21 protein-coding genes and 2 pseudogenes are annotated in these 20624 nt (G+C 69.9%); 14 read left to right on the forward strand and 9 right to left on the reverse strand.

Annotated elements, in window-relative coordinates:
• Window positions 1-117: 117 nt before the first annotated feature.
• Window positions 118-651: a sigma-70 family RNA polymerase sigma factor gene (locus tag ACLU3S_RS05940; protein ID WP_413950667.1), complete on the reverse strand. Its 534-nt coding sequence runs from the start codon at window positions 649-651 to the stop codon at window positions 118-120.
• A 145-nt stretch (window positions 652-796) separates the two neighbouring features.
• Window positions 797-1195, reverse strand: a complete 399-nt coding sequence (locus ACLU3S_RS05945) for a 6-pyruvoyl trahydropterin synthase family protein (protein ID WP_413950668.1) — start codon at window positions 1193-1195, stop codon at window positions 797-799.
• A 425-nt stretch (window positions 1196-1620) separates the two neighbouring features.
• On the opposite strand from ACLU3S_RS05945, the gene ACLU3S_RS05950 reads away from it, so the two are divergent.
• The 3 genes from ACLU3S_RS05950 (at window position 1621) to ACLU3S_RS05960 (ending at window position 3909) form a co-directional block, all read left to right on the forward strand.
• The gene (locus ACLU3S_RS05950) at window positions 1621-2385 is read left to right on the forward strand and encodes an MBL fold metallo-hydrolase (protein ID WP_413950669.1); all 765 of its coding nucleotides are present in this window, start codon (window positions 1621-1623) and stop codon (window positions 2383-2385) included.
• 213 nt (window positions 2386-2598) lie between these two features.
• On the forward strand, window positions 2599-3207 hold the full coding sequence (locus ACLU3S_RS05955; RefSeq protein ID WP_413950670.1) for a BlaI/MecI/CopY family transcriptional regulator: 609 nt from the start codon (window positions 2599-2601) through the stop codon (window positions 3205-3207).
• 243 nt (window positions 3208-3450) lie between these two features.
• Complete coding sequence (locus tag ACLU3S_RS05960; RefSeq protein ID WP_413950671.1) at window positions 3451-3909, forward strand: MarR family winged helix-turn-helix transcriptional regulator; 459 nt, start codon at window positions 3451-3453, stop codon at window positions 3907-3909.
• Window positions 3910-4013: 104 nt separating this feature from the next.
• Here ACLU3S_RS05960 and ACLU3S_RS05965 read toward each other — a convergent pair whose 3' ends face one another.
• The 3 genes from ACLU3S_RS05965 to ACLU3S_RS05975 form a co-directional block, all read right to left on the reverse strand.
• Window positions 4014-5168 (reverse strand): glycosyltransferase, encoded by a 1155-nt coding sequence (locus tag ACLU3S_RS05965; RefSeq protein ID WP_413950672.1) that lies wholly within the window; start codon window positions 5166-5168, stop codon window positions 4014-4016.
• Between the two features lie 227 nt (window positions 5169-5395).
• Window positions 5396-5962 (reverse strand): ester cyclase, encoded by a 567-nt coding sequence (locus tag ACLU3S_RS05970; RefSeq protein ID WP_413950673.1) that lies wholly within the window; start codon window positions 5960-5962, stop codon window positions 5396-5398.
• Between the two features lie 203 nt (window positions 5963-6165).
• Complete coding sequence (locus ACLU3S_RS05975) at window positions 6166-6357, reverse strand: hypothetical protein (protein WP_413950674.1); 192 nt, start codon at window positions 6355-6357, stop codon at window positions 6166-6168.
• A 339-nt stretch (window positions 6358-6696) separates the two neighbouring features.
• Between ACLU3S_RS05975 and ACLU3S_RS05980 the strand changes: the two genes are divergently transcribed.
• Window positions 6697-6972 carry a hypothetical protein gene (locus ACLU3S_RS05980; RefSeq protein WP_413950675.1) on the forward strand — a complete coding sequence of 92 codons (276 nt, stop codon included), beginning with the start codon at window positions 6697-6699 and terminating at the stop codon, window positions 6970-6972.
• Window positions 6973-7454: 482 nt separating this feature from the next.
• Entirely contained in the window at window positions 7455-8015 is a 561-nt protein-coding gene (locus tag ACLU3S_RS05985) for an NADPH-dependent FMN reductase (protein ID WP_413950676.1), read from the forward strand.
• A gap of 395 nt (window positions 8016-8410) precedes the next feature.
• Here ACLU3S_RS05985 and ACLU3S_RS05990 read toward each other — a convergent pair whose 3' ends face one another.
• Window positions 8411-8902, reverse strand: a complete 492-nt coding sequence (locus tag ACLU3S_RS05990) for a MarR family winged helix-turn-helix transcriptional regulator (RefSeq protein ID WP_413950677.1) — start codon at window positions 8900-8902, stop codon at window positions 8411-8413.
• 104 nt (window positions 8903-9006) lie between these two features.
• Between ACLU3S_RS05990 and ACLU3S_RS05995 the strand changes: the two genes are divergently transcribed.
• Genes ACLU3S_RS05995 through ACLU3S_RS06005 form a run of 3 tightly spaced genes read left to right on the forward strand, consistent with a single transcriptional unit; the run spans window position 9007 to window position 11814 of the window.
• A complete protein-coding gene (locus ACLU3S_RS05995; RefSeq protein ID WP_413950678.1) occupies window positions 9007-10056 on the forward strand; it encodes an LLM class flavin-dependent oxidoreductase in 1050 nt (349 codons plus the stop codon).
• Window positions 10049-11080, forward strand: coding sequence for an LLM class flavin-dependent oxidoreductase (locus ACLU3S_RS06000; RefSeq protein ID WP_413950679.1), 1032 nt, complete (start codon window positions 10049-10051; stop codon window positions 11078-11080). Before ACLU3S_RS05995 ends, ACLU3S_RS06000 begins: the two co-directional genes overlap by 8 nt.
• A gap of 17 nt (window positions 11081-11097) precedes the next feature.
• Window positions 11098-11814, forward strand: coding sequence for an NADPH-dependent F420 reductase (locus tag ACLU3S_RS06005; RefSeq protein ID WP_413950680.1), 717 nt, complete (start codon window positions 11098-11100; stop codon window positions 11812-11814).
• Window positions 11815-11876: 62 nt separating this feature from the next.
• Here the strand turns inward: ACLU3S_RS06005 and ACLU3S_RS06010 are convergent, their stop codons facing one another.
• Window positions 11877-12392 carry a VOC family protein gene (locus ACLU3S_RS06010; protein WP_413950681.1) on the reverse strand — a complete coding sequence of 172 codons (516 nt, stop codon included), beginning with the start codon at window positions 12390-12392 and terminating at the stop codon, window positions 11877-11879.
• A gap of 297 nt (window positions 12393-12689) precedes the next feature.
• Here ACLU3S_RS06010 and ACLU3S_RS06015 point away from each other — a divergent pair, with 297 nt between their 5' ends.
• Window positions 12690-14930, forward strand: coding sequence for a SpoIIE family protein phosphatase (locus ACLU3S_RS06015; RefSeq protein WP_413950682.1), 2241 nt, complete (start codon window positions 12690-12692; stop codon window positions 14928-14930).
• A gap of 297 nt (window positions 14931-15227) precedes the next feature.
• Window positions 15228-15614: an SsgA family sporulation/cell division regulator gene (locus ACLU3S_RS06020; protein ID WP_413950683.1), complete on the forward strand. Its 387-nt coding sequence runs from the start codon at window positions 15228-15230 to the stop codon at window positions 15612-15614.
• A 73-nt stretch (window positions 15615-15687) separates the two neighbouring features.
• Here ACLU3S_RS06020 and ACLU3S_RS06025 read toward each other — a convergent pair whose 3' ends face one another.
• Window positions 15688-16431, reverse strand: coding sequence for a TetR/AcrR family transcriptional regulator (locus tag ACLU3S_RS06025; protein ID WP_413950684.1), 744 nt, complete (start codon window positions 16429-16431; stop codon window positions 15688-15690).
• Window positions 16432-16523: 92 nt separating this feature from the next.
• Here ACLU3S_RS06025 and ACLU3S_RS06030 point away from each other — a divergent pair, with 92 nt between their 5' ends.
• Window positions 16524-18032 carry a GMC family oxidoreductase gene (locus ACLU3S_RS06030; RefSeq protein WP_413950685.1) on the forward strand — a complete coding sequence of 503 codons (1509 nt, stop codon included), beginning with the start codon at window positions 16524-16526 and terminating at the stop codon, window positions 18030-18032.
• Window positions 18033-18588: 556 nt separating this feature from the next.
• Window positions 18589-18912 (forward strand): DUF397 domain-containing protein, encoded by a 324-nt coding sequence (locus ACLU3S_RS06035; RefSeq protein ID WP_413950686.1) that lies wholly within the window; start codon window positions 18589-18591, stop codon window positions 18910-18912.
• A 159-nt stretch (window positions 18913-19071) separates the two neighbouring features.
• On the opposite strand, the pseudogene ACLU3S_RS06040 reads toward ACLU3S_RS06035, so the two are convergent.
• Window positions 19072-19494 (reverse strand): annotated as a pseudogene (locus tag ACLU3S_RS06040) (NAD-dependent epimerase); the annotation flags it as partial.
• 103 nt (window positions 19495-19597) lie between these two features.
• Between ACLU3S_RS06040 and ACLU3S_RS06045 the strand changes: the two are divergent.
• Window positions 19598-19697 (forward strand): annotated as a pseudogene (locus tag ACLU3S_RS06045).
• A 146-nt stretch (window positions 19698-19843) separates the two neighbouring features.
• Window positions 19844-20341, forward strand: a complete 498-nt coding sequence (locus tag ACLU3S_RS06050; RefSeq protein WP_413950687.1) for a hypothetical protein — start codon at window positions 19844-19846, stop codon at window positions 20339-20341.
• The last annotated feature ends 283 nt before the right edge of the window (window positions 20342-20624 follow it).

Genomic DNA, 20624 nt, shown 5'->3' on the forward strand with positions numbered 1-20624 from the left:
GGCGGGTGCGGGCTGCGGCCGGCGACGTCCGCTGTGTCGTACGACCGAACCGCGGTAGGCGGTTCCGTGACGTCCGTGTCACGGAACCCGCTGCCCGGCACGCCCGCACGACCCGTCTCAGGCGGCCTCTTCCGCCGCCGCCTCCGCGTGGAACGCGGTACGCAGCTTGCGCAGGGCGTTGTACTGCCGCGACTTCACCGTCCCCGCCGGTATCCCGAGGATGTCGGCCGTCTCCTTGATCGAGCGGTCGCACAGATAGAGGTGCACCAGGACCGCTCGGTGTTCCGGGGACAGCGTGAGCAGCGGTGGCCTGGTCACCATGGCGTGATGCACCGCCTCGATGTGACCGGTTCCCGACGACGGGTCGTTGTAGGTGACTCCCACAACCTCCTTGCGGGTGTGGGGCTTGCGTACCCAGTCCACCACCAGACGACGGGTGACGGTGAAGAGCCAGCCCTTCACCGACCCCTCCATCCCGAGCAGGCGGTCCATGTTCCGCCATGCCCGGATGACCGTCTCCTGCACGATGTCCTCGGCGACGCCGCGATCGCCCAGCATCTTCTCGGCGTACGAGACCAACCCGTCCCGGTGCTCTCTCATGATGACCCCGAGCAGTTCCGAACGGGTGGTGTTCGTAGGGGGCGTAGCCATCGTCCTCTGAGCCGTCCTGGTTCTCTGTCCTGGCGAGCCGAGGCAGGTGCAACCTCGGCCCGCGCACTCTAGAGAGACAGGGGTGTCCGAAAACTGCCGCGCTTGTGACGTCGACGTGGCGCCGGTGACGGCCTGACGGCACCCGTCACACGGAGCGCTCGAAGCTGGCCCAGGCGATGTGCGACTCGTGCAGGGTCACCGCGACCTGGGAGATGCCGAGTGCGTTCCTGCCCAGGGCACCCCGGTGAATGCGCTCGACGAGACGGTCGGCGATCAGCGCGGCCAGAAACTCCGTGGACGTGTTGACTCCCTTGAACTCCTCCTGGTCGTCGAGGTTGCGGTAGTTGAGATCGTCGATCACGGACCGGAGCTCCGTGCAGGCCAGGCCGATGTCCACGACGATGTTGTCGTCGTCCAGTTCCTTCCGGCGAAACGTGGCGTCCACGACGAACGTCGCTCCGTGCAGCCGTTGGGCGGGCCCGAAGACCTCGCCCTGGAAGCTGTGCGCGATCATCATGTGGTCGCGGACGGTGATGCTGAACACCAGATCTCTCCCCAATACGTTGTGCGGTCGCGATCCGCGCGCCGCTGGGGCGGGCGGTGGCGAGTTCGGTGGAAGACATGCACGGGCGCCGTCGGGCGGTCGAGCACGGATGCGTGCCGGCCGGGTGTGCGGAAACATGTGTGGGTCGTGATCCGCGTGGCAACACCGGCAGTGGTCCGCCGGCCTCTGGATCAAGACCGTCGGAGGGCAAGGAGCATACCGCTCGGTGTGGGCGGCGGAGGACCGTCCGTGCAAAGGACGACAGCACACGGGTCAACCGGGGTGAACCCGGAAGGGTCGCCGATTCGTGTGTCTGTTGTGAGGGGAACACACTCGGCCCGTGAGCGACGTTACCGCCGTTCCTCCGCGGTCATCGGGCGCGGCCGGCCCCCGCTCGGGCACCACGTACTGGGAGTCGGAAGAGAATGCCGAAGGTCCTTCGAGAGGACGACGTCGTCCACATCGGCGACGACGTGTACCAGGTCTCTGGCAGCGACACCAACTGGGTGATCATCAAGGACGGTGACAGCTGCACTCTCGTCGACACCGGTTATCCCGGTGACCACGACGCATTGCTCGCGTCCCTGCACGCCGTCGGACTGACTCCGCGTTCGGTGACCGCCCTCCTCGTCACCCACGCCCACAACGACCACATCGGGTCGGCCGAGCGTCTGCGCGTTGCGCACGACGTGCCGGTGCTCATGCATCACGAGGAGGTCCCGCACGCCCGCCGGGCCTATCTCAACCAGGTGTCCGTGGGGCAGGTCCTCGCCCGGGCGTGGCGGCCGGGAGTGCTCCCGTGGGCCGTGCACGCCCTGCGCGCCGGGGGCACGGCCGACGTGCCCGTGACCGCCCCGCAGGCCTTTCCCGCGACGGATCCGCTCGACCTGCCGGGCGCGCCCGTTCCCCTGCACACCCCCGGACACACCGAGGGACACAGCGCCTACCACCTGCCGGAGCGGGGCATCCTGATCACGGGCGACGCCCTGGTGACGGCCCACCCGACGTCCCGCCGTCCGGGTCCCCAGCTGCTGCACGACATGTTCCACATCGACCGCACCCGCGCCCTGGACGCGCTGGAGGCGCTCGCATGCGTGGATGCGGACGTCATCGCGCCCGGCCACGGTCCCGTCCACCGGGGATCGCCCAGGGATGCGGTCGCGCTGGCCCGGGCACGCACGGCGAAGTAGCCTTCGGGACGGCCGACGGCCTGTGCCCGTCACCGCGCCAGGTTCCGGTCCCCGCACCCCGTCCCGCGTGGCGCGGCGTGCGCCTCGGCGCACACGTACTCCGCGATGTTCACCTCTCTCCCTCCCCAAACCTTCGTGTCAACACGGGCCGCGCGGTTCCGCACGGGCCTGGGTAGCATGCGCAGCGTCATTGATGAGAGGGAGTGAACGGTTGTGACCAGCCAATCAGCCGCCACGCTCCGATCGCGGTATGTCGCGCAGGCCGCGTCGGATCTTGAGGAAAATCGCCGACGACAGCGGGAACTGGCCGAGAAGCTCACGGTGTTGAAGCAGGAAGAAGCCCTGCTGGTGGACATCCTGACTCTCGCCGAGCGGTACGAAGGCTTGTCGGATGCGTCACGACTGCCGGAGCAGGCACAGGGCGAACCGTCGGTCGGTCAGGAGGAGAAGGGTGTGCCGGGCATCGTGCCCGCACCGTCCCGTGGCGCGTCGCGGCGGCGGTCCGGAGCCGCAGCCCGGCGCGCCGTTGCGGGCGCGGCAAGGTCCGACGCGAAGGGGAAGTCGCGTCAGCCCCTGCTCGGAGACGTTCTGATGGACCTGCTCGCCGCCCACGACGAGCCGCGACTGGCCAAGGAGCTGAGGGACGAACTTCTGGAGAAGCACCCGGACCGGTCGCCCACCCCGCAGGTCGTGCGCAACACCCTCGAGTCACTGGTCGCCAAGGGGCGCGTCCGCAGGCACCGGCAGAAGCGCTCGGTGCTGTACACCGTCCGCACGCCGGAGGAGCGTGCCGCCTCCAGCGCGGTGGCGGACGCCGGCTGACCGGACGGGTCCGACCCGCACCTGCACGCGGTATGTGCCCCGCCGTCCACCGGCGAGGCACATACCGTGTTTACTTTGCCGCGCAAGGACAAGCCGACTGGTCGCTTACCAAGAGCGTGAACCCTATGGCGCGCCCTTTTCCTTTGCCGGAGTGGACTCACGTCTCTTTTCCACACCCCGGCCCGACAGGTGAAAAAGGATCGGCCGTCCTCATTGACCATACTGAACGTTTACACTGTGCCCATGGCAGACGCGACGACGATCAAACCCCTCAACCGCGATGAGGAGGCCTTCCTTCGGGCCCTCGGCAAGGTGATGACGTTCCTGCCGCGAGTCGTCGACGCGGACATGCTCGAAGAGCATCCGATCACCAGCACCGAGTACCTGGTCCTGGTACACCTCTCCGAGGCGCCGCACAACCAGATGCGGATGAGCGAGCTGGCCAAAATGTGCGGTCTGTCGCTGAGCGGCATGACCCGAGTGGTGAACCGGCTGGAGTCACAGTCGTTGGTGATCCGGCAGAAGGCGCCGGACGACGGAAGGGCCTGGCTCGCCGTGCTCACCAGCGCCGGATGGACGCAGCTGAAGCAGGCATGGCCCACCAACCTCGCCAGTGTGCGCCGCCACGTCTTCTCCCGCCTGGAGGGCTGTGACATCGCCGCGGCCGCCGAGGTGCTGGAGCGCATAGCGCCCGACTACTAGCCGGCACGTCGTGCGAGCCTCGCGGGTGTTGCGTCCATACCTGCGGGGCTCTGTTGCGTGCGCGTCGCCCGCGCCCCTGTGCTGCCGGCACGTTCCGGCGGTGACTACCCCTTTCGCTCCGCGGCCACCGATGTCACCAGCCACTCGGCCACCTGTGCCGCCGTCGGCATGTCTGCGATTTCCTCGCGGATGCGGGACGCCGCGTCGGTGAAACCCCGGTCGGACAACAGCAGGTCGATCCCCGCGGTGACCGCAGTGGGGTGCAGGTGCCCGGCCGGAAGCGCGATCCCCGCCCCGGCTGCGACGAGACGCTCGGCCTGCTCCTGCTGCTCCGGCGATTCCGGGACGACGACGGCGGGGATGCCGCGAGCCGCAGCTGCGAGAGTGATCTCCGGGTCGCCGTCGTGTACGACCGCGCGGACGGCTTCCCAGTCCTGGGCGGCCGGGGAGCCGGCGCGCAGCCGTATGCGGCCCGGATCGCCTTCGAGGTCCTCGACGTCCCTGTCCTGCGGGGCGACCACCAGATCGACCTCCCGAGAGCGCAACGCTGCGATCACCGGGCCGAGTTCCACCGAGGTCCCGGCTTCCGCGCCGAAGGCGACCAGCACCCGTGGCCGGCCGGGATCGGCGGGGCTGCCTGTCGATGGGGCCTCGGCCGGATCCGGGGCGGCATCCCCTCTGAGCGCGATGCGGTCGGGCGAAGGCTGCCATCCCTCGCGCTGCAGACTCGGCGGGCACAGATCCAGCAGCCAACGCCCTGAGGGCACCCGGGAGGGTGGCTGAAGACCGCGGTCGAGGTAGCGGGAGCGCACCGTCGCCGAAAGGGCGTGGAGCTCTTCCGGTTGCGGCGCGGGGCCGGTGACCGCCACCGCGCACGGCACGTCGAGAGCGCGGGCGACCAACGGGCCGACGAGGTCGCGGTGTTCCGAGATGATCAGATCGGGAGCCCAGCGAGCGGCCCGGTCCAGGGCCTCGTCGGCCATGAGGTCGACCCGTGTGCCGGCGAACAGCTCCGCCGTGAGGTCCGTGTCCGAACTGAACAGGATGTCGACGCCCGCACGGCAGGCGACCTCAGCGGTCAGCTCGTGTGTGCCCGGGCCGAAGAGCATCGCTTCAAAGCCGCCCGGCTCCAGCCAGGGGGCCGCCTCGGCGGCGGTCGCGAAGGCGACCTCGTGACCCTGCAGGCGCAGCGCTCGCGCCAGCGGCAGCAGGGGCAGGAGACGTCGGTGAAGTGGATTGCTGAAGAAGATGGTGCGCACGGCGGGGGCTTCCTGACTCGACGTCGCGGCATGCCTCTGGTCCGGCCCGTGGCCGACCTGCGGGGTACGTGACGACCTGCTGCCCGTCATGCCGAAAAGGCAGCATCGGCGTCAACATACCCTGCTTTTAGTTGTTTGGTCAAATATATCGGATATGTGCACCCCTCCGTGCCCAGGTGACCGCCGCGCACACGAGGCGGGCGGTCACCTGCGGGCTGGCCGCGGTTTCACGCAGTCGGTGCGTGCGGCGCCGTGGCGGCGGCCTGAGCCGCCTTCGCCGTCACCTCCGCGGCAGCCCGGGACGCCCGCCCGCCGACCTTCCAGGCGAGCATGCGCATTCCCGCTGCGGGCGTGGGCGGAAAGACCCCCAGCTGCCCGAGCATCGCGATGTCGTCGCGGACCGCCTCGTGCCGGAACACCTTGCCGTCCAGCAGGTCGAGCACATGTATCTGCTCGAAGTCGATCTCCCGCCCCGTGGGCGGCACCACCTGGTCCGCGGCGCCGTCCTTGAACAGGACGAACGCGCCGGTGTGACGACCCTGCATGCGCAGCCGGACCCACACCTGGTCGTCGTGGTGGATGGTCTCCAGGAAGGGCAGCCGCAGGTCCTCGAACGCGGACCGCATCCAGGCACTGGAGGCCAGCACGCCGCCGGGACCGGCGATGCGGCATGCCGGAGGCGCCACGGCCGCCTCCCGGTTGTGGAATTCCCCGTGCACCACCTGAGCGGCCAGGGCGGGATCCCCCGTCTCAAGCACCCTGAAGAGCCCGGAGGCGAGGTCCGTAGCGGTCATTCCCATGGTGTGGTGCCCCATCCGAGTGTTCGGCGGTCGCCAGAGGGATTGCTGTGCCGATTCTCACCCCTGCCGACCGTATCTGATTGACGGGTCAACTTTACCGGTACGATCGCATGGCCCCACGCCGACCGAACGGTTGGCCCGCCGGGATCGATCCGGTCGCAGTGGTCAGCACAGGCCGGCTGCCGATACCGGAGCTGTCACAGCCCCAGGTCCATCGCGAGGCACGAGAAGTGGTTCCAGGAGCCCTCGGGGTTGTAGGAGATGATCTCCGCGCCGCTCGGCGTGGCCCTCTTCTCCTCGACCATGTCATGGAAGTGGATACGATCCGGAAGCTTGCCGAACCGCGCGTGCCGTGCCGCCGCCGCGTCCGTCGCAGACTGGTTCTCCACGGTGGCCTCCCTTACGTCGTAGCGAGCCGCTTTGCCCGGCTCCGTAGGCCACAAGGCTCCACCGCACCCCGTCACCTGTCAAGGTGGTGACGCTGGCGTTCTCGTCACAGTACCGAAGATCGGCGATCAAGTCGTCATGCAAAACCCGCCACTTCCTCGGGCCTCTCATACGTGTGAGGGGTGAACGCCTCGACCGCACACCCACTCACGGCACACGCCGGAGTGGGTGTGCGCGTGCGAGGCCGTACGTCATCCCGGGCCCCGGCGCCCGACGCCGCTCGGCACGAGCGCCACAGGCGCGACTGTCGCGCCGGAAGCGCCGAACGAACGAGCGCCAAGGTGCCGCTGGCGGCCGGGGACTTCTCCTACCTGCGGGACATGGAGAAGGAGCTGAACGTGATGCTCGCCCGCCGGGCTCGGCGCGGCGGGGCGCGGTACGTGAACACCTATGCGCCCACCCTCGGACACGATCTCTGCCGGCCCGCCGGCGAGCGGTGGATCGAGACGTTCGCCCCTGAGGGAGCGGCCGCCCCCGGGCATCCCAACGCCGCGGTCGAGAGCGCCATGGCCGACGCGGTCGATCGCGGACTGTCCCGTCACTCGTGGCACCGGTGAGCGTTGCACGGGCTGAGCGGTGACACACCTGCGAGCCCCGCTGAGGACCGTCGCTGAGAACGCCAGGGGCGCGGCATGGTGTGCCGGGCCCCTTCTCGGCTGCCGGCCCCCACGACCAGCAGGCGAGGTTCTTGAGGACAGTGGCGTCGAGTGTCTGGCGACCACCGTCCACGGCGGGATCTCCGCCCAGGAAGGACTCGCGGGTCGCCGGACCTTGTGCCGATCACCGCCTCACGTGGCACGCACGGAACAGTCGCGGCGCGTCGCCCCGCCAAGGGATCGACACACGCTCCGGCGTTCGCCTGCGTGCTCACATCTCCTGCACGGAAACGGCTCCCCCCGAAGGTTCACCACACCGCACCCTCTGCAACATCATTGCTTTGCTTGACGCGTCAACCATCATGACGTTTACTTCACCCGTCAAGCTTCTTGTCGAAGCAGGCGCATGCACGCGCTGCTCTTGTCTACGGAGAGGGTCAACCATGACCAGGATCGGAATCATCGTCGGCAGCACCAGGCCCGGCCGCAACGCGGAGGCCGTCGCCCGCTGGGTGCACGAGGTCGCCTCGCAGCGCACCGACGCGGAGTTCGAGATCGTCGATCTGCTGGACTACAAGCTGCCCGTTCTCGACGAGGTCTACCCCGCGAGCTTCGGCAACTACACCCAGCCCCACACCCAGGCCTGGGCCGAGAAGATCGCGTCCCTCGACGGCTTCATCATCGTCACCGGCGAGTACAACCGCTCCGTGCCGGGTGCGCTGAAGAACGCCATCGACTTCATCTACGCCGAGTGGAACAACAAGGCCGTGGGCTTCGTCAGCTACGGCTCGGTCGGCGGCGCCCGGGCGGTGGAGCACCTGCGCGGCATCGCGGGCGAGATGCAGATGGCCGACGTCCGCTCGCAGGTGGCCCTCTCCCTGTTCACCGACTTCGAGAACTTCACCACCTTCAAGCCGGCCGACATCCAGCGCGAGACGCTCGTCACGACCCTGGACCAGGTCGTGGCGTGGTCGAAGGCGCTCGCTCCGCTGCGCGCCGCCTGAGCCGCGCCGCAGGCCCGCTGATCAGGTGCGACCCGTGGCACGCCGGACGGCGATGACCACGTGCTCGCCCTGACGGCAGATCCAGCGACCCGCCGCAGAGGGATCTTGATACCCCCTGCGGCGGGTCACGAGCGGGTGCGGCGCCGGGCCAGATTTTTCGGTGGCCGCGGCCAACCTGCTCCACCGTGCGTCCTCTTGGTCGCCGGTCACCTCTGCGGGTCCCTTTCGGGTCCGGTGTCCGCGAGCCGCTCCCGGAGCGCGGCGCCCGCGCGGCACCGCCGGCATGAGGCCCCGCCGAGGTCCGCGACACGATTCCGCCCCAGCGGGCGACGAACGCACGAACTCCATGGGTCCATCGGTCCAGGCACCGTCGGCCCATCGGCCCAGAGATCGGGTCAGTCGATGACCGGGCCCGGCGATGCGGCCCCGTCCAGGCCCGCACGCAGCTTCGCCACGATGGCGCCGACGGCGGCGAGCTGCTCCGGAGCCAGCGGGTCGACGAACAGCTCACGAATGGCCTGCAGATGAGGGAGCGAGGCGCTCCGGAAGGCGCGCGCTCCCTGATCGGTGAGCACCACCTCCGCTCCCCGGCTGTCGGTGGCGCACTCGACGCGAAGGATCAGTCCACGGCGTTCCATGCGCCCCAGATGGTGGGACAGGCGGCTGCGCTCCCATCCGACGAGCGCGGCCAGTTCGGAGGAGCGCAACCGGGTGCCGTCCGCTTCGCTCAGCGCGAGCATGACCGCGTAGTCGCCGGGCGACAGCGAGAACTCCTTCTGCAGGCGCGCCGCGAGCTCGCCGCGCAGCGCCTGCGCGGTCTCGGTGAAGTCCCGCCAGATGCGCAGCTCCTCGGCGGTGGGATACACCCTGCGCCGCTGACCCTTCACACACACCTCCTGATTGACACGTCAAGCTTATGCCGCAATGATTGACGCGTCAATCATATTGATCTGGGTGGTCGGCCGCCAGGAGGCCACCGGAGGAGGAGACCATGACGCCCAGCGCCTTCGAACTCGGCCTCAACTCGTTCGGGGAGGTCGCGACGGACAACGGCCGCGCCCTGACCGATGCCGAGACCGTCCGGCTGCTCGTCGAGGAGGCCGTCCTCGCCGAGGCCGCGGGCCTGGACGTGTTCAGCATCGGCGAGCACTACCGGCCGGGACACGTCGACAGCGCCACCCCGACGCTGCTCGCCGCCATCGCCACCGCCACGGAGCGGATCCGGCTCGGCACCTCGGTGACGGTGCTGAGCACCAACGACCCCGTGCGGCTGTACCAAGAGTTCTCGACGCTGGACGCCGTGTCGAACGGCCGGGCCCAACTGGTGCTGGGCCGTGCGTCCGCCACCGAGTCCTTCCCGCTGTTCGGGTACGACCTCGCCCAGTACGAGCAGCTGTTCGAGGAAAAGCTCGACCTCTTCCTGCGCCTGCAGCGGGAGGAGACGGTGACGTGGTCCGGCGCGTTCCGGGCACCGCTCACCGAGCAGGACCTGCGCCCTCGGATGCGGCCGGGCGGCATACCCACCTGGATCGGTGTGGGCGGGAGCCCCCAGTCCGTGCTCCGCGCAGCACGCCACGGCCTTCCCCTGATGCTGGCCATCATCGGCGGACGCCCCCAGCGCTTCGCCGGGCACGTCGACCTCTTCCACCGGGCACTGCGGCAGGCCGGGCAGGACCCGCAACCGGTGGGCCAGCACTCCCTGGGACTCGTCGCCGACACCGACGAGGAGGCGACCGAGACCTGGTGGGAGTACTGGCAGCCGGTCGTGGCCCAGGTCGCCGAGGAACGCGGCTTCTACGCGCCGACCCGCGAGCGCTACGAGGCGGAGATCGACCAGGGCGCGCTCTTCGTCGGCAGCCCGGACACCGTCGCCCGCAAGATCGCCAGGACGGCCCGTGAACTGCACCTCAGCCGCTTCGACCTCAAGTACGACATCATGCACCTGCCGCGCCAGGCCCGCGCCCGCACGATCGAGCTGCTGGGCCGCGAAGTGGCCCCGCGGGTGAGGGAACTGCTCACGAAGGAGCCCACCCATGCCTGATCTGGTCTTCGGCCTCGACACGTTCGGCGACGTGCCCGTGGACGACTCGGGGGCACCCGTCTCCCATGCCAGGGCGATTCGGCAGGTGGTCGAAGAGGCCGTCCTCGCCGACGGCATCGGCGTCGACGTCGTCGCGCTCGGGGAGCACCACCGCCCCGAGTACTCGATCTCGACCCCGGAGACCGTGCTGGCCGGCATCGCCACGCGCACGGAACGCATCCGGCTCTCCTCCGGCGTGACCGTTCTGAGCTCCGACGACCCCGTCCGGGTGTTCCAGCGCTTCGCCACGGTCGACGCGCTCTCCGGCGGACGGGCCGAGGTGATCCTCGGCCGCGGCTCCTTCACCGAGTCGTTCCCGCTGTTCGGATACGACCTCGCCGACTACGACACGTTGTTCGAGGAGAAGATCCAGCTGTTCGCGCGGCTGCTGGAGGAGCAGCCCGTCACGTGGAAGGGCACCGTGCGGGCACCACTGGAGAGCGCCGAGGTCTTTCCCCCGACCGAGTCCGGACACCTGACCACGTGGGTCGGGGTCGGCGGCTCGCCCCAGTCGGTGATCCGCACCGCCCACTACGGGCTTCCCCTGATGCTCGCCGTCATCGGCGGCTCGCCCGAGCGTTTCGCGGCCTACATCGACCTCTACCGGCGCGCCGCGGAGCAGTTCGGCACCACCGCGCACCCGGTGGGCATGCACTCGCCCGGCTTCCTGGCCGACACCGACGAGGAGGCCCGGGCGCTGCACTGGCCGAGCTACCGGGTCATCCGGGACCGCATCGGGGCGCTGCGCGGCTGGCCGCCGGTCCGCCGGGAGGAGTACGACGCGGAGATCGAGCGCGGCTCCCTGTACGTCGGCTCACCGCAGACGGTCGCCCGCAAGATCGCCGGTGCCGTCCGCGCACTCGGCGTCGGCAGGTTCGACCTCATCTACACCGCGGGCACGCAGCCGATCAGCGCCCGGCTCCGGGCGGTCGAGCTGTACGGCACGAAGGTGATGCCCTTGGTCCGCGACATGCTGGCCGGCTGACCGTGGAGAAAGACGCCATGAGCATTGAGAACACCCCGACGATCGGCATCCTGGGCGCCGGGAAGGTGGGGACCGTACTGGCGCGCCTGGCGCTGGCAGCAGGCTTTCGCGTGCTGATCGCCGGCTCGGGCGCGGCCGAGAACATCGCCCTCACCATCGAGGTCCTGACCCCTGGCGCGGTCCCCGTCACCGCGTCCGAGGCCGCCGCCCGCGGGGACGTCGTGATTCTGGCTCTTCCTCTGGGCAAGCACCGGAACCTGCCGGTCGAGGCGCTGGAGGGCAAGCTGGTCGTCGATGCGATGAACTACTGGTGGGAGGTCGACGGCGTACGCGACGACTTCACCGACCCCCGCGTCTCCACCAGCGAGATCGTCCAGGCGTTCCTGCCGCGGTCCCGGGTCGTCAAGGCGTTCAATCACATGGGCTACCACGACCTGGAGGACGAGGCCCGGCCGGCCGGCGCCCCCGGCCGCAGGGCGATCGCCGTCGCCGGGGACGACCCCGATGCCCGGGCCAGGGTCGCGCATCTCGTGAGCGCCCTCGGCTTCGACCCCGTCCTCGCCGGCCCGCTCGCCGAGGGGGCGCGGCTGCAACCGGGGACCGAACCCTTCGGAGCCAATGTCGGCGCCGGCGAACTGCGCGCCATGCTCGACCGGTTCCCCGCCTCCGCACCCGGCCGGGCGGTGGCCGCGGCCCGGGCGGCTTCCTCGGCGCCGTCCGGCGAAGCGGCGTAGCAGGCGTTCTTGCCCGTGTGGCCCCTGGACCGCGACGACCGCGGTCCAGGGGCCGCATGCCGTCACAGCAGGTAGGTGCCCAGCGCGTGGCCCAGCGGTTCGCCGTACAGCTCCACCCTGAGTCCGTTGGGGTCGGCAACGAACAGGTTCGGCGCGTGTCCGCCCTCCACCTCCATGAACGGGATGCCGCGTTCCTCAAGACGGCTCTTGATCGCGGCGAATGCCTCGTCGGTGACCGACAGGGACAAGTGATGCCCGCCACCGATGGACTCCTCGAACTCGGGGTGCGGATGCCCCGGGAAGTCGAAGAAGGCGAGCAGGTTCTCGTTGCCGATGTCCAGGAAGAAGTGCGTGGAGCCGGGGTAGTCGCGGTTCTCGACGAGATCGACCAGCGGGAAACCCATGACATCCTGGTAGAAGAGGATCGTCTCCTCCACGTCCCGGCAGATGAACGCGGCGTGATGGATTCCGCGCGCGCTGGTCCTGGGACGCTTGCCGGCAGGAAGCAGATATCGCTCCTTCAGCTCTTCCTGGCGACGCAGTATGGCCTGCAGCTCTTCGCCCTGCGGTTGGGGCATGTCATCGTCCTCTCAGTGTCTTCACGGTGTCCCGCAGGAGGGACGGTGAGCGCTGCACAACCGAGGGCGGCATGGACACATCCTCACCTGACGGGACACTCACCCTATCCGAGATACTTGCCACGTCAACCAAATGTGCGTCCTTGCCCCACGGTCCCGAGGCCGGCCGGGGCGGGGCCGTCGCCGGCTCGACCGCACGGGCTCGCGCCGCGCGCCCGTGCGCCAAATAATGACTTATTACGCGAATGAGACAGACCTTCTCTCGTCGCCCAGCACTGCGCTGGAGGGAGCCGTCTCATGACGAGCAGCCGACCAGGACAGGCCCGGCAACTGCGGGGCGGGCCCGCACCCGTGCGCGGCACGGATCTTCTCGAAGTCCTCCACCACGCCGCCCGCGAGGCCAGGCGACGGCTGAACGCCGTGGCTTCCGCGGTGTACCTGCTGGACGAACGCGGAGGTGACCTCCGCCTCGCGCTGGCCGGCGGAAGCGCGCCCTCGCTCTACACGTTCCCCGGACGGATGGCACCGGACGCGCGGTCCGCCACGGCACGAGCCCTGGCGTCGCGGAGAACGGCCGTCCTGATGGACCCGGACCCCGCCGCCCCCGACCAGAAACAGGCGCTGCCCTATCCGTACGCCGCCTGCTCGGGTCCTGTCGTCTCCGGCGATCGGCGGTTCGGCGCCCTCACCGTGCTGCGGCTGGAGACCAGCGGCCGCTTCTCGCCCAGCGAGTGCGCGGCGCTCGCGGACATCGGCACGCGGCTGGCCGAGGCTCTGACGGGACTCGTCGAGGACGGGATCACCGTGGCGGCGGGCCCGACGCCGCTGCTGGCCCCGCCGGAGGCCGACGTCGATGCGGACGTGGTCACACCGGGGTGGGGAGTGCCCAACGCCCCCGGGTCCGCGGGCATGAGCATGATGTACCCGCTGCGGCGTCTGTCGGAACTGCTCAACCGGGCCGCGACCATGGAGGACATCGTCAAAGCGGCGCAGCGCTGGGTCATGTCCCCGCTGGGCGCCACGGCCCTGGTGCTGGTCTCGGAGAGCGAGGGCCGCCTGTGGGTCCTCGGACACAGCGGTGAGTCGACGAGCCTGACGCGCAGCCTGCACGGTGTGGGGGTGGAGCGGCGGATACCGGCGGCGGAGGCGTTCAAGGGACGTCCGCTGTACGTCTCGGGAGCGTCGTCGCCCGGCGCCGGTCCCCTCGCCGAGGACGAGCCCCGTGCGCAGGTCTGTCTACCGCTGACCGGCGACGCGCAGTTCGTCGACCTGCCTGTCGCCGGCAGCAGGCAGGTCGTCGCGGTCTGCTGTCTGGCGTTCTCCGGGACGCGCGGCTTTCCTCCCGAGGAGAGGGCCCTCCTCGGCATGATGGCAGGGCTGCTGGGAGCGGCGGTGGAGCGCGTCGACCTGACCGCGCAGCAGCGGGCGATCGCCGAGTGCCTGCAGCGCCATCTGCTGCCGCCACGGCTCCCGGACCTGCCACGGCTGACCACCACCGCGCGGTACCGACTCGCCGGAGCCACCTCGAAGGTGGGAGGCGACTGGTACGACGTGATCACACTGGAGGGTGACCGGGCCGTGCTGATCGTCGGCGACGTCGAGGGCCACGGCATGGAGAGCGCCGCCGTCATGGGCCAGGTACGCACCGCGATGACCTCCTACGCCGCGGAAGGCCACCGTCCCACCACGGTGATCGACCGGACCCGCGGGCTCCTGGACCTGCTCGGCACGGATCTCACGGTGACCTGTTGCGTCGTCGCGGTCGACACGCTGGACGGCACCGCCGAGGTGGCCCTCGCCGGGCACCCCGCTCCGCTGGTACGACGGCCCGACGGGACCACCGGCGCCCTGCAGGCGCCGGCCAACGTGCCCTTGGGGGTCTCCCCGGCAGGCGCCTGCCAGGGACGCGAGCACACTCTCCAGGCCGGTTCGTTCCTGATGCTCTACACCAACGGGCTCGTCGGCTGGCACGCCGAACCCGAGATCTGCGCCCGGACACTGCTCGGCTCCGGTGGCGACGGCGGCGCGGCCGATCTGGAGCAGCTCGCGGACCGCATCGACGCGGAGGTCTGCGCGTCGTCACAGCGGCACCGCGACGACGCGGCCCTGCTGCTGGCCCGGTACGAAGGGGCCCGGGGCCAGGACGAACCCCGGGTGTCCGGCCTGCACATACAGCGCCGCGATCTGCGCGGGGTCAGGACGGCGCGCACGTTCGTGCACGACCAGATGGGCGCCTGGGGCTTGCAGGACATGTCGGACGCCCTGGAGCTGGTCGTTTCGGAGATCGTGACGAACGCGCTCATCCACGCCGGCAGCGATGTGGACGTCCGTCTGCGGGCCTTCCCCGATCGTGTCCGGCTGGAGGTGCGGGACTCCGACACCAACCCACCGGTCCCCTCGCCCCTGTCACTGGCCGAGGAGGAGAACGCCGAGGCGGAGCACGGCCGCGGCCTGATGATCGTGGAGGCACTGGCCGACGCCTGGAACAGCTCCCCCAACGGCCAGGGCAAGACGGTCTCGCTCGATCTGCCGATCTGAACCGCACCATGCGGTCATGTGACCGGTCCAGCTCCGTAGGTGTGCCCTCTTCGCCCGGGCGAACCGGAATGCGGGCGACCGGTCACCTGTTGGCACCCCATGTCAACAGCATTCGGCTCGGCGCAGCCGACCTGGCCCACGTGCCCGCGGGTCGTCACCCGGCGATCCACCGAAGCAGATGAGCAGGACATGAGCATCGAACCACCTCCCCCTCCCGGCACGCCCTCCTCGCGTGCATCCGGCGTCAGCTGCCGGTGCGAAGGCACCGTTCTGCTCGACGGGTCGGTCACCGTGCCGGTGGCGCTCGCCTTCCATTACGCGACCGGGGATCCGTACAGCGTGCGCATGGTGCTGGACACGGGCCTCACACCGCCGGTGACGTGGATTTTCGCGCGCGACCTGCTCTCGGAGGGCCTGATGCGCCCGGCCGGACTGGGAGACGTGCAGACGTGGCCGGTGCCCCTCCGTCCGGACCGGCTGGAAGCCGGGGACGGCGCCGTGCACATCCGCATCAGCTCGCCCGAGGCAAGCACGGTCGTGTCGGCGCCCGCCGCGCCTGTGCAGGCCTTCCTCGACCGCACTTTCGAGCAGGTGCCGGCCGGCAGCGAGAGACACCTGCTGCGCGTCGACGAATCCCTCACCTGCCTGATGACCGCCCGCCGATCGGAGGACGGAACGGCGTGAACTTCCGCGGTGTGCAGCCTGCGAGTTCGCTCGTACGCGGTCACCCGCGGCGCTTCACTCCGGGCGGTCTTGCTCAGCGGGTACTCGTGTGCGCGTCGGCCAGCCGGTTGAGCAGTTCCACGAGCAGCAGCTTCTCCCCCGGGCTCAGGGGCAGTTCCCGCTCTTCGGCCAGCGCGGCGCGCAGTGCCATGGCCGGGCCTGCCGAACCGGCATCCGCTCCGGTGCCCTCCGCCTCGGCGGCGGGCGCGATGATGGCGTCGAAGACCATCTCGCGCGTCACCTGGGCCGTTTCGAGGTCGCGGGACTCCGGCGGGGTGCTGATCAGTGTGGAGACCACACCCACGCCGGCCGCGTGCATGACGGCCGTGGCCCGTTCGACGCTCATGCGCAGGCGGCCGGTCGCGGCGACGCGGGTGATCATACGCCGCAGCTCCGCGACGGCTCTGCGGCCGGCGCGCGAGAGCCCACCGGTGTGTGACCGCCCGAAGACCAACGCGTAGTACGCCGGCTGCAGGAGTCCGAACTCGACGTGCAGGTCCCAGGCGAGGCGCAGGTCGGCCACCGGGTCGTCGCTCTGCGGCAGCCGGCTCTTGGCCTCGAGGTAGGTCTCGAAGCCGTACTCGCCCACTGCCTCCAGCAGACCGTCCTTGTCCCCGAAGATCCGGAAGATCGTCGGCGGAAACACTCCGGCTCGCGCCGCCACCGCACGTGTGGACATGGCGTCCAGGCCGTCCTCCTCCAGGACGTCAGCGGCCGCGAGAACGATTCTGCGATCCAGCGCTTCCGCCGTCCGGCCGCCCGCCATGTCAGCTGTCATGAACCAACGGTATCAAGACTCGCGATTCACCGGTTCTTATCGGTGTTACGCTCGAAATGCGACCAACGATTCAGACAGGGATGGAGCCCGCCGTGCCGTCACTCACCGCCTACGACTACATCCTCGTGGGCGCCGGAACCGCCGGGTGTGTGCTGGCCGACCGGCTCTCCCAGGACGAGAACGCCCGCGTGCTGCTGCTGGAGGCGGGCTCTTCCGCTCTTCCCGACGCCGTCGCCGAGCCGCCGGCCTGGCCCTCGCTGGCCTCCTCGGCGGCAGGTTGGGGCGACGCGACCGTTCCGCAGGGCGCCTCGGGCGCCCCCGTGGCACTACCCCGGGGCAAGGGTCTGGGCGGCTCCTCCGCCATCAACGCCATGGTGTTCGCACGAGGCCACCACACCAGCTACGAAAGCTGGAGCGACCACGGCGCCAAGGGCTGGACGTTCGACGACCTGCTCCCGTACTTCCAGCGCAGTGAGACCGCTGTCAGCGGCGCTCCCGGCCGCGGAACGAACGGCCCGCTCTTCGTCGCCCCGGCCGCCGATCCCAACGAGCTCCTGCTCGCCTGCCTCAGCGGCGCCGTCGAAGCCGGCCACCGCAGGGCCTTCGACATCAGCGGCGGCCTGGAAGAGGGCTTCGCGCCGGTGGACCTCAACATCGTCTCCGGCCGGCGCCAGAGCGCGGCCGACGCCTATCTCCATCGCGCGCTGCACCGTCCCAACCTGGACGTCGTCACGGACGCGGTCGTACACCGCCTGCTCTTCGACGGCACGCGCTGCACCGGCGTGGAGTTCCGCGCTCAGGGCGGGGTGCGCACCGCGGCGGCCGGTGAAGTGGTGCTGACCGCCGGTGCGATCGGCTCGGCGCAGCTGCTGCTCCGCTCCGGCATCGGTCCCGAGGACGACCTCCGGCAGGCCCAGGTCGACATGCTCCACGCGCTCCCCGGTGTGGGGCGGAACCTGCACGACCACCCGCGGGCCAACCTCGTCTACCGCGCCCGGCGCCCGGTGCCCGCGGCGCGCAACAACCACGGCGAGATCATCGGCCTGCTGCGCAGCGCACCGGAGTTGGACGGGCCGGACCTGCAGATCATCTTCATCGACATCCCGGTGCCCAACCCCGTCGCTCCGGTGCGCAACGGCTTCACCATCGGCGTCTCCCCCATGCGCCCGGCCAGCCGCGGCACGCTCCGCATCACTTCTGCGGACCCGTACGCGCCGCCCGTGATCGACCCCAACTACTTCGCCGAGGAACGAGACGTCCAGGTCGTGCTGTCCGGCATCAGGGAGGCGCGCCGGATCGCCTCGTCGTCCGCGCCATCCGCATGGGGCATCGAAGAGGTCAGTCCCGGACTCGACGCCGTGGACGCGCAGTCGCTGGGCGACCACGCCCGCAGGCACTTCGGGTCGTACTGCCATCCCGTCGGCACCTGCATGATGGGAGAGGACGAAGTGTCCGTGGTCGACTCCGCCCTGCGCGTCCGGGGACTCGACGGCCTCCGCGTCGCGGACGCCTCCGTCATCCCTTCCATCCCGTCCAACAACACCAACGCCACCGTCTACGCGATCGCCGAGCGAGCCGCCGATCTCCTGCGCGGTGTGTGACCCCCCGTCGCGGCCGGGCTCGCGGAAGAGCCGAACGAATTCCCTCTCGGTCCGTGAACCTTGCCGAACCCTGGATCCGTTCATCCAGTAGAGGACTTCCGCCGCCGAGGAGTTCATTGGCTGGCCCTGGCAGCGGAGGCGGTGGTCGCCCTCGCCCCCTTCCCCCGAAAGCGGGGGCGACCGCCAGGCGTGATCCGCGAGCGTCACCATGCGGCTGACCGGGCCCTGACGGACCGGTGCCGCACCAGGCTTATGCGCGACGAAAGTTGGCCGAACGGGCCGATGATGCGGTCGATCGGCAGCGGATGCCGAGGGTTGCCGGCGCATGCCGGAAGGACACGGCGGACCTGCGCCCCGCCAAATCGGTGGAGGGTCACCCGATGGACCCGCTGTCCGAAGTGGCGGATTCGCCGGTGGCGACGACCCGGTTCACTCCGTGACGAAGCCGGCCGTCGTCGCCACCTCGTGTTCGGGGTGGTGGCAGTGGAGCATGAACCGACGCCGACCACGGCGTACGGCTGCGGCAAAAACAGAAGGGGCCGGCCTCGGAGTCCTCGTGATCACGGCCTTCCCCAGGCCAGTTGCAGAGTGGAGCCGAACGCGTGAGGGTGGAAGGAGAACACACATCGAGCGCCGAATGGAGCTTGTGATGCAACCGAGAAAGGCTGAACTCTACGCGCTCGACCTGACGGAAGCACGCTGGGTCAAGAGCAGCAAGAGCATGGACAAGACGACGCCGTACTGCGTCGAGGTGGCAGACCTCGGTGGCGGAGCCGTTGCCGTCCGTGACTCGAACAACACCGACCTCGAGCCTCTGCGGTTCACCGCGGAGGAATGGGCCGCGTTCCGAGATGGTGTGCGCGAGGGCGAATTCGGTTAGAACGCCCCGCGTCGCATGACCGCTTAGCCGGGCCCGGCTTCGCTCCTACGGATTCCACCCGAGCGATTCCCACGCGAGTTGTCCGCGCCACACTTCAACCACCCCTTGCCTTTCCCTCGCGCTGATCGCGATCCGCGTCCCAAGCCGTGGATGCGCCGGTCAGTGCGCGCCGGTGTGTTCGGCAAGGTAGTCCCGCACGAGGGACAGGAATCCCGGGTCGGGTTCCAGACCCAGTGCGGCGGCACGCCTGTTGTCGAAGACGGCGGGCCATGAGGACACGATGGCCTCCACGGCGGGATCGGGTGCGACGGTCACCAGGTCGGCGACGGCATCGCCCGCCACCTGTCGCAGGGCGGCGATCATCTCGGCCACCGATACCGTGAGTGCGGGAAGGTTGACCGGCAACGGCCCTTCCAGGTGCCCCGGTCCACGGCCGCGCACGGCCTCGGCCACGCGGAGCAGTGCCTCGACGGTGCGTCGGGGCGAGGCCACGGCCACGCGGAGGTTGGGGGGTACGGGGCAGGTCGCCGGGAGGCCCGCGAGTGGTTCGCGGACGATGCCGGAGAGGAAGCCGGAAGCGGCGGGCGCGTCAAACCCGCGTCAGGGACGCGTCAGTGCGCCGTCAGGGACTCCTGCCACTCTCTTACCTGTGAACGGCACTGGACGCGACCGGAGCCGGGATCGAGGAGAGGTGCCCGGAGCGGCTGATCGGGGACCAGCGAGCACGGCTCGAGGTCGGGCCCCCTCGGGGGCCCACGCAGGTGCAAACCCTGCCCTCTCCGCCACATGAACCGCCGCGCACGGCATGCGGCATACGCGTCCGCGGTTCGTCGACCCTCTGGCGAACGCGCGTAGAACTCTGTCATCATCGCGTGGCACCACCTGCACAGCCGCCCCATAGGAAGCACGGCCATTCGCAGGAGGCTCCCCCATGAAGGTCCGCTCCGCACTGACCGCTCTCGCCCTCGTCGTCGCCCCGGGTGTGGCGGTCGTCGGCACCGCCACCGACGCCTTCGCGGTCACCAAGATCAGCCACGCCACCGCGACGCAGATGTTCCGCCAGGTGGGCATCACCTGGTCCTCCTCCGGCAACTGCTCCAACCGCAACAACTCGACCTGTACGTCCTTCGAGCAGCTCAACCTCGCCACCGCCCAGGGCGCCCAGACCCTCAAACGCGCCAGCGGGTGCGCGCTGAACATCACCGGCGGCACCGAGGTCGGGCACGCCTCGGGCACGTACTCGCACTGGAACGGCTACAAGCTCGACATCGGCAAGAACACCTGCATCGGGAACTACATCAAGAACTACTTCAGCTACTCCGGCCTGCGCGGCGACGGTTACCCGATGTGGACGTCTGCTTCCGGCAACGTCTACACCGACGAGGGAAACCACTGGGACGTCCTGTACTACAACTGCGGAGGCTGCTGAACCGCCCCGCCCGGTCGGCTCGGTGTCAGGTGCACCAGGTCGACCTCCGCCCCACGAGCCCGTGTGTAGCAGCGGCCGGGCGGGCTCCAGTTCACCGAGTGCGGCGAGCGCCGCGGCGATGCCCTGCCCCCGGTGAGCCCGCCCGACCCCGTATGTGACCTCACGCCCGGACGGTGGTCCGAAGACGGCGGCGCGCCCTGCCAGCCGGGCGCCTACATCCCGTCGTCCGACTCCGACGGCTGACGCAGACCGACAGCGCCGGGGCCCCTGGTCGGCGTCGCCG

The sequence above is a fragment of the Streptomyces sp. AF1A genome (assembly GCF_047340315.1).
Lineage (GTDB): Bacteria > Actinomycetota > Actinomycetes > Streptomycetales > Streptomycetaceae > Streptomyces.

What these genes read in the sequence shown, in the direction of transcription:
- ACLU3S_RS05985 (WP_413950676.1), top strand. Translation starts at nt 7,455, where the DNA reads ATGACCAGGATCGGAATCATCGTCGGCAGCACCAGGCCCGGCCGCAAC.
- ACLU3S_RS06000 (WP_413950679.1), top strand. Translation starts at nt 10,049, where the DNA reads ATGCCTGATCTGGTCTTCGGCCTCGACACGTTCGGCGACGTGCCCGTG.
- ACLU3S_RS06005 (WP_413950680.1), top strand. Translation starts at nt 11,098, where the DNA reads ATGAGCATTGAGAACACCCCGACGATCGGCATCCTGGGCGCCGGGAAG.
- ACLU3S_RS06015 (WP_413950682.1), top strand. Translation starts at nt 12,690, where the DNA reads ATGACGAGCAGCCGACCAGGACAGGCCCGGCAACTGCGGGGCGGGCCC.
- ACLU3S_RS05970 (WP_413950673.1), bottom strand. Translation starts at nt 5,962, where the DNA reads ATGACCGCTACGGACCTCGCCTCCGGGCTCTTCAGGGTGCTTGAGACG.
- ACLU3S_RS05940 (WP_413950667.1), bottom strand. Translation starts at nt 651, where the DNA reads ATGGCTACGCCCCCTACGAACACCACCCGTTCGGAACTGCTCGGGGTC.
- ACLU3S_RS06025 (WP_413950684.1), bottom strand. Translation starts at nt 16,431, where the DNA reads ATGACAGCTGACATGGCGGGCGGCCGGACGGCGGAAGCGCTGGATCGC.
- ACLU3S_RS06010 (WP_413950681.1), bottom strand. Translation starts at nt 12,392, where the DNA reads ATGCCCCAACCGCAGGGCGAAGAGCTGCAGGCCATACTGCGTCGCCAG.
- ACLU3S_RS05950 (WP_413950669.1), top strand. Translation starts at nt 1,621, where the DNA reads ATGCCGAAGGTCCTTCGAGAGGACGACGTCGTCCACATCGGCGACGAC.
- ACLU3S_RS05960 (WP_413950671.1), top strand. Translation starts at nt 3,451, where the DNA reads ATGGCAGACGCGACGACGATCAAACCCCTCAACCGCGATGAGGAGGCC.
- ACLU3S_RS06050 (WP_413950687.1), top strand. Translation starts at nt 19,844, where the DNA reads ATGAAGGTCCGCTCCGCACTGACCGCTCTCGCCCTCGTCGTCGCCCCG.
- ACLU3S_RS05995 (WP_413950678.1), top strand. Translation starts at nt 9,007, where the DNA reads ATGACGCCCAGCGCCTTCGAACTCGGCCTCAACTCGTTCGGGGAGGTC.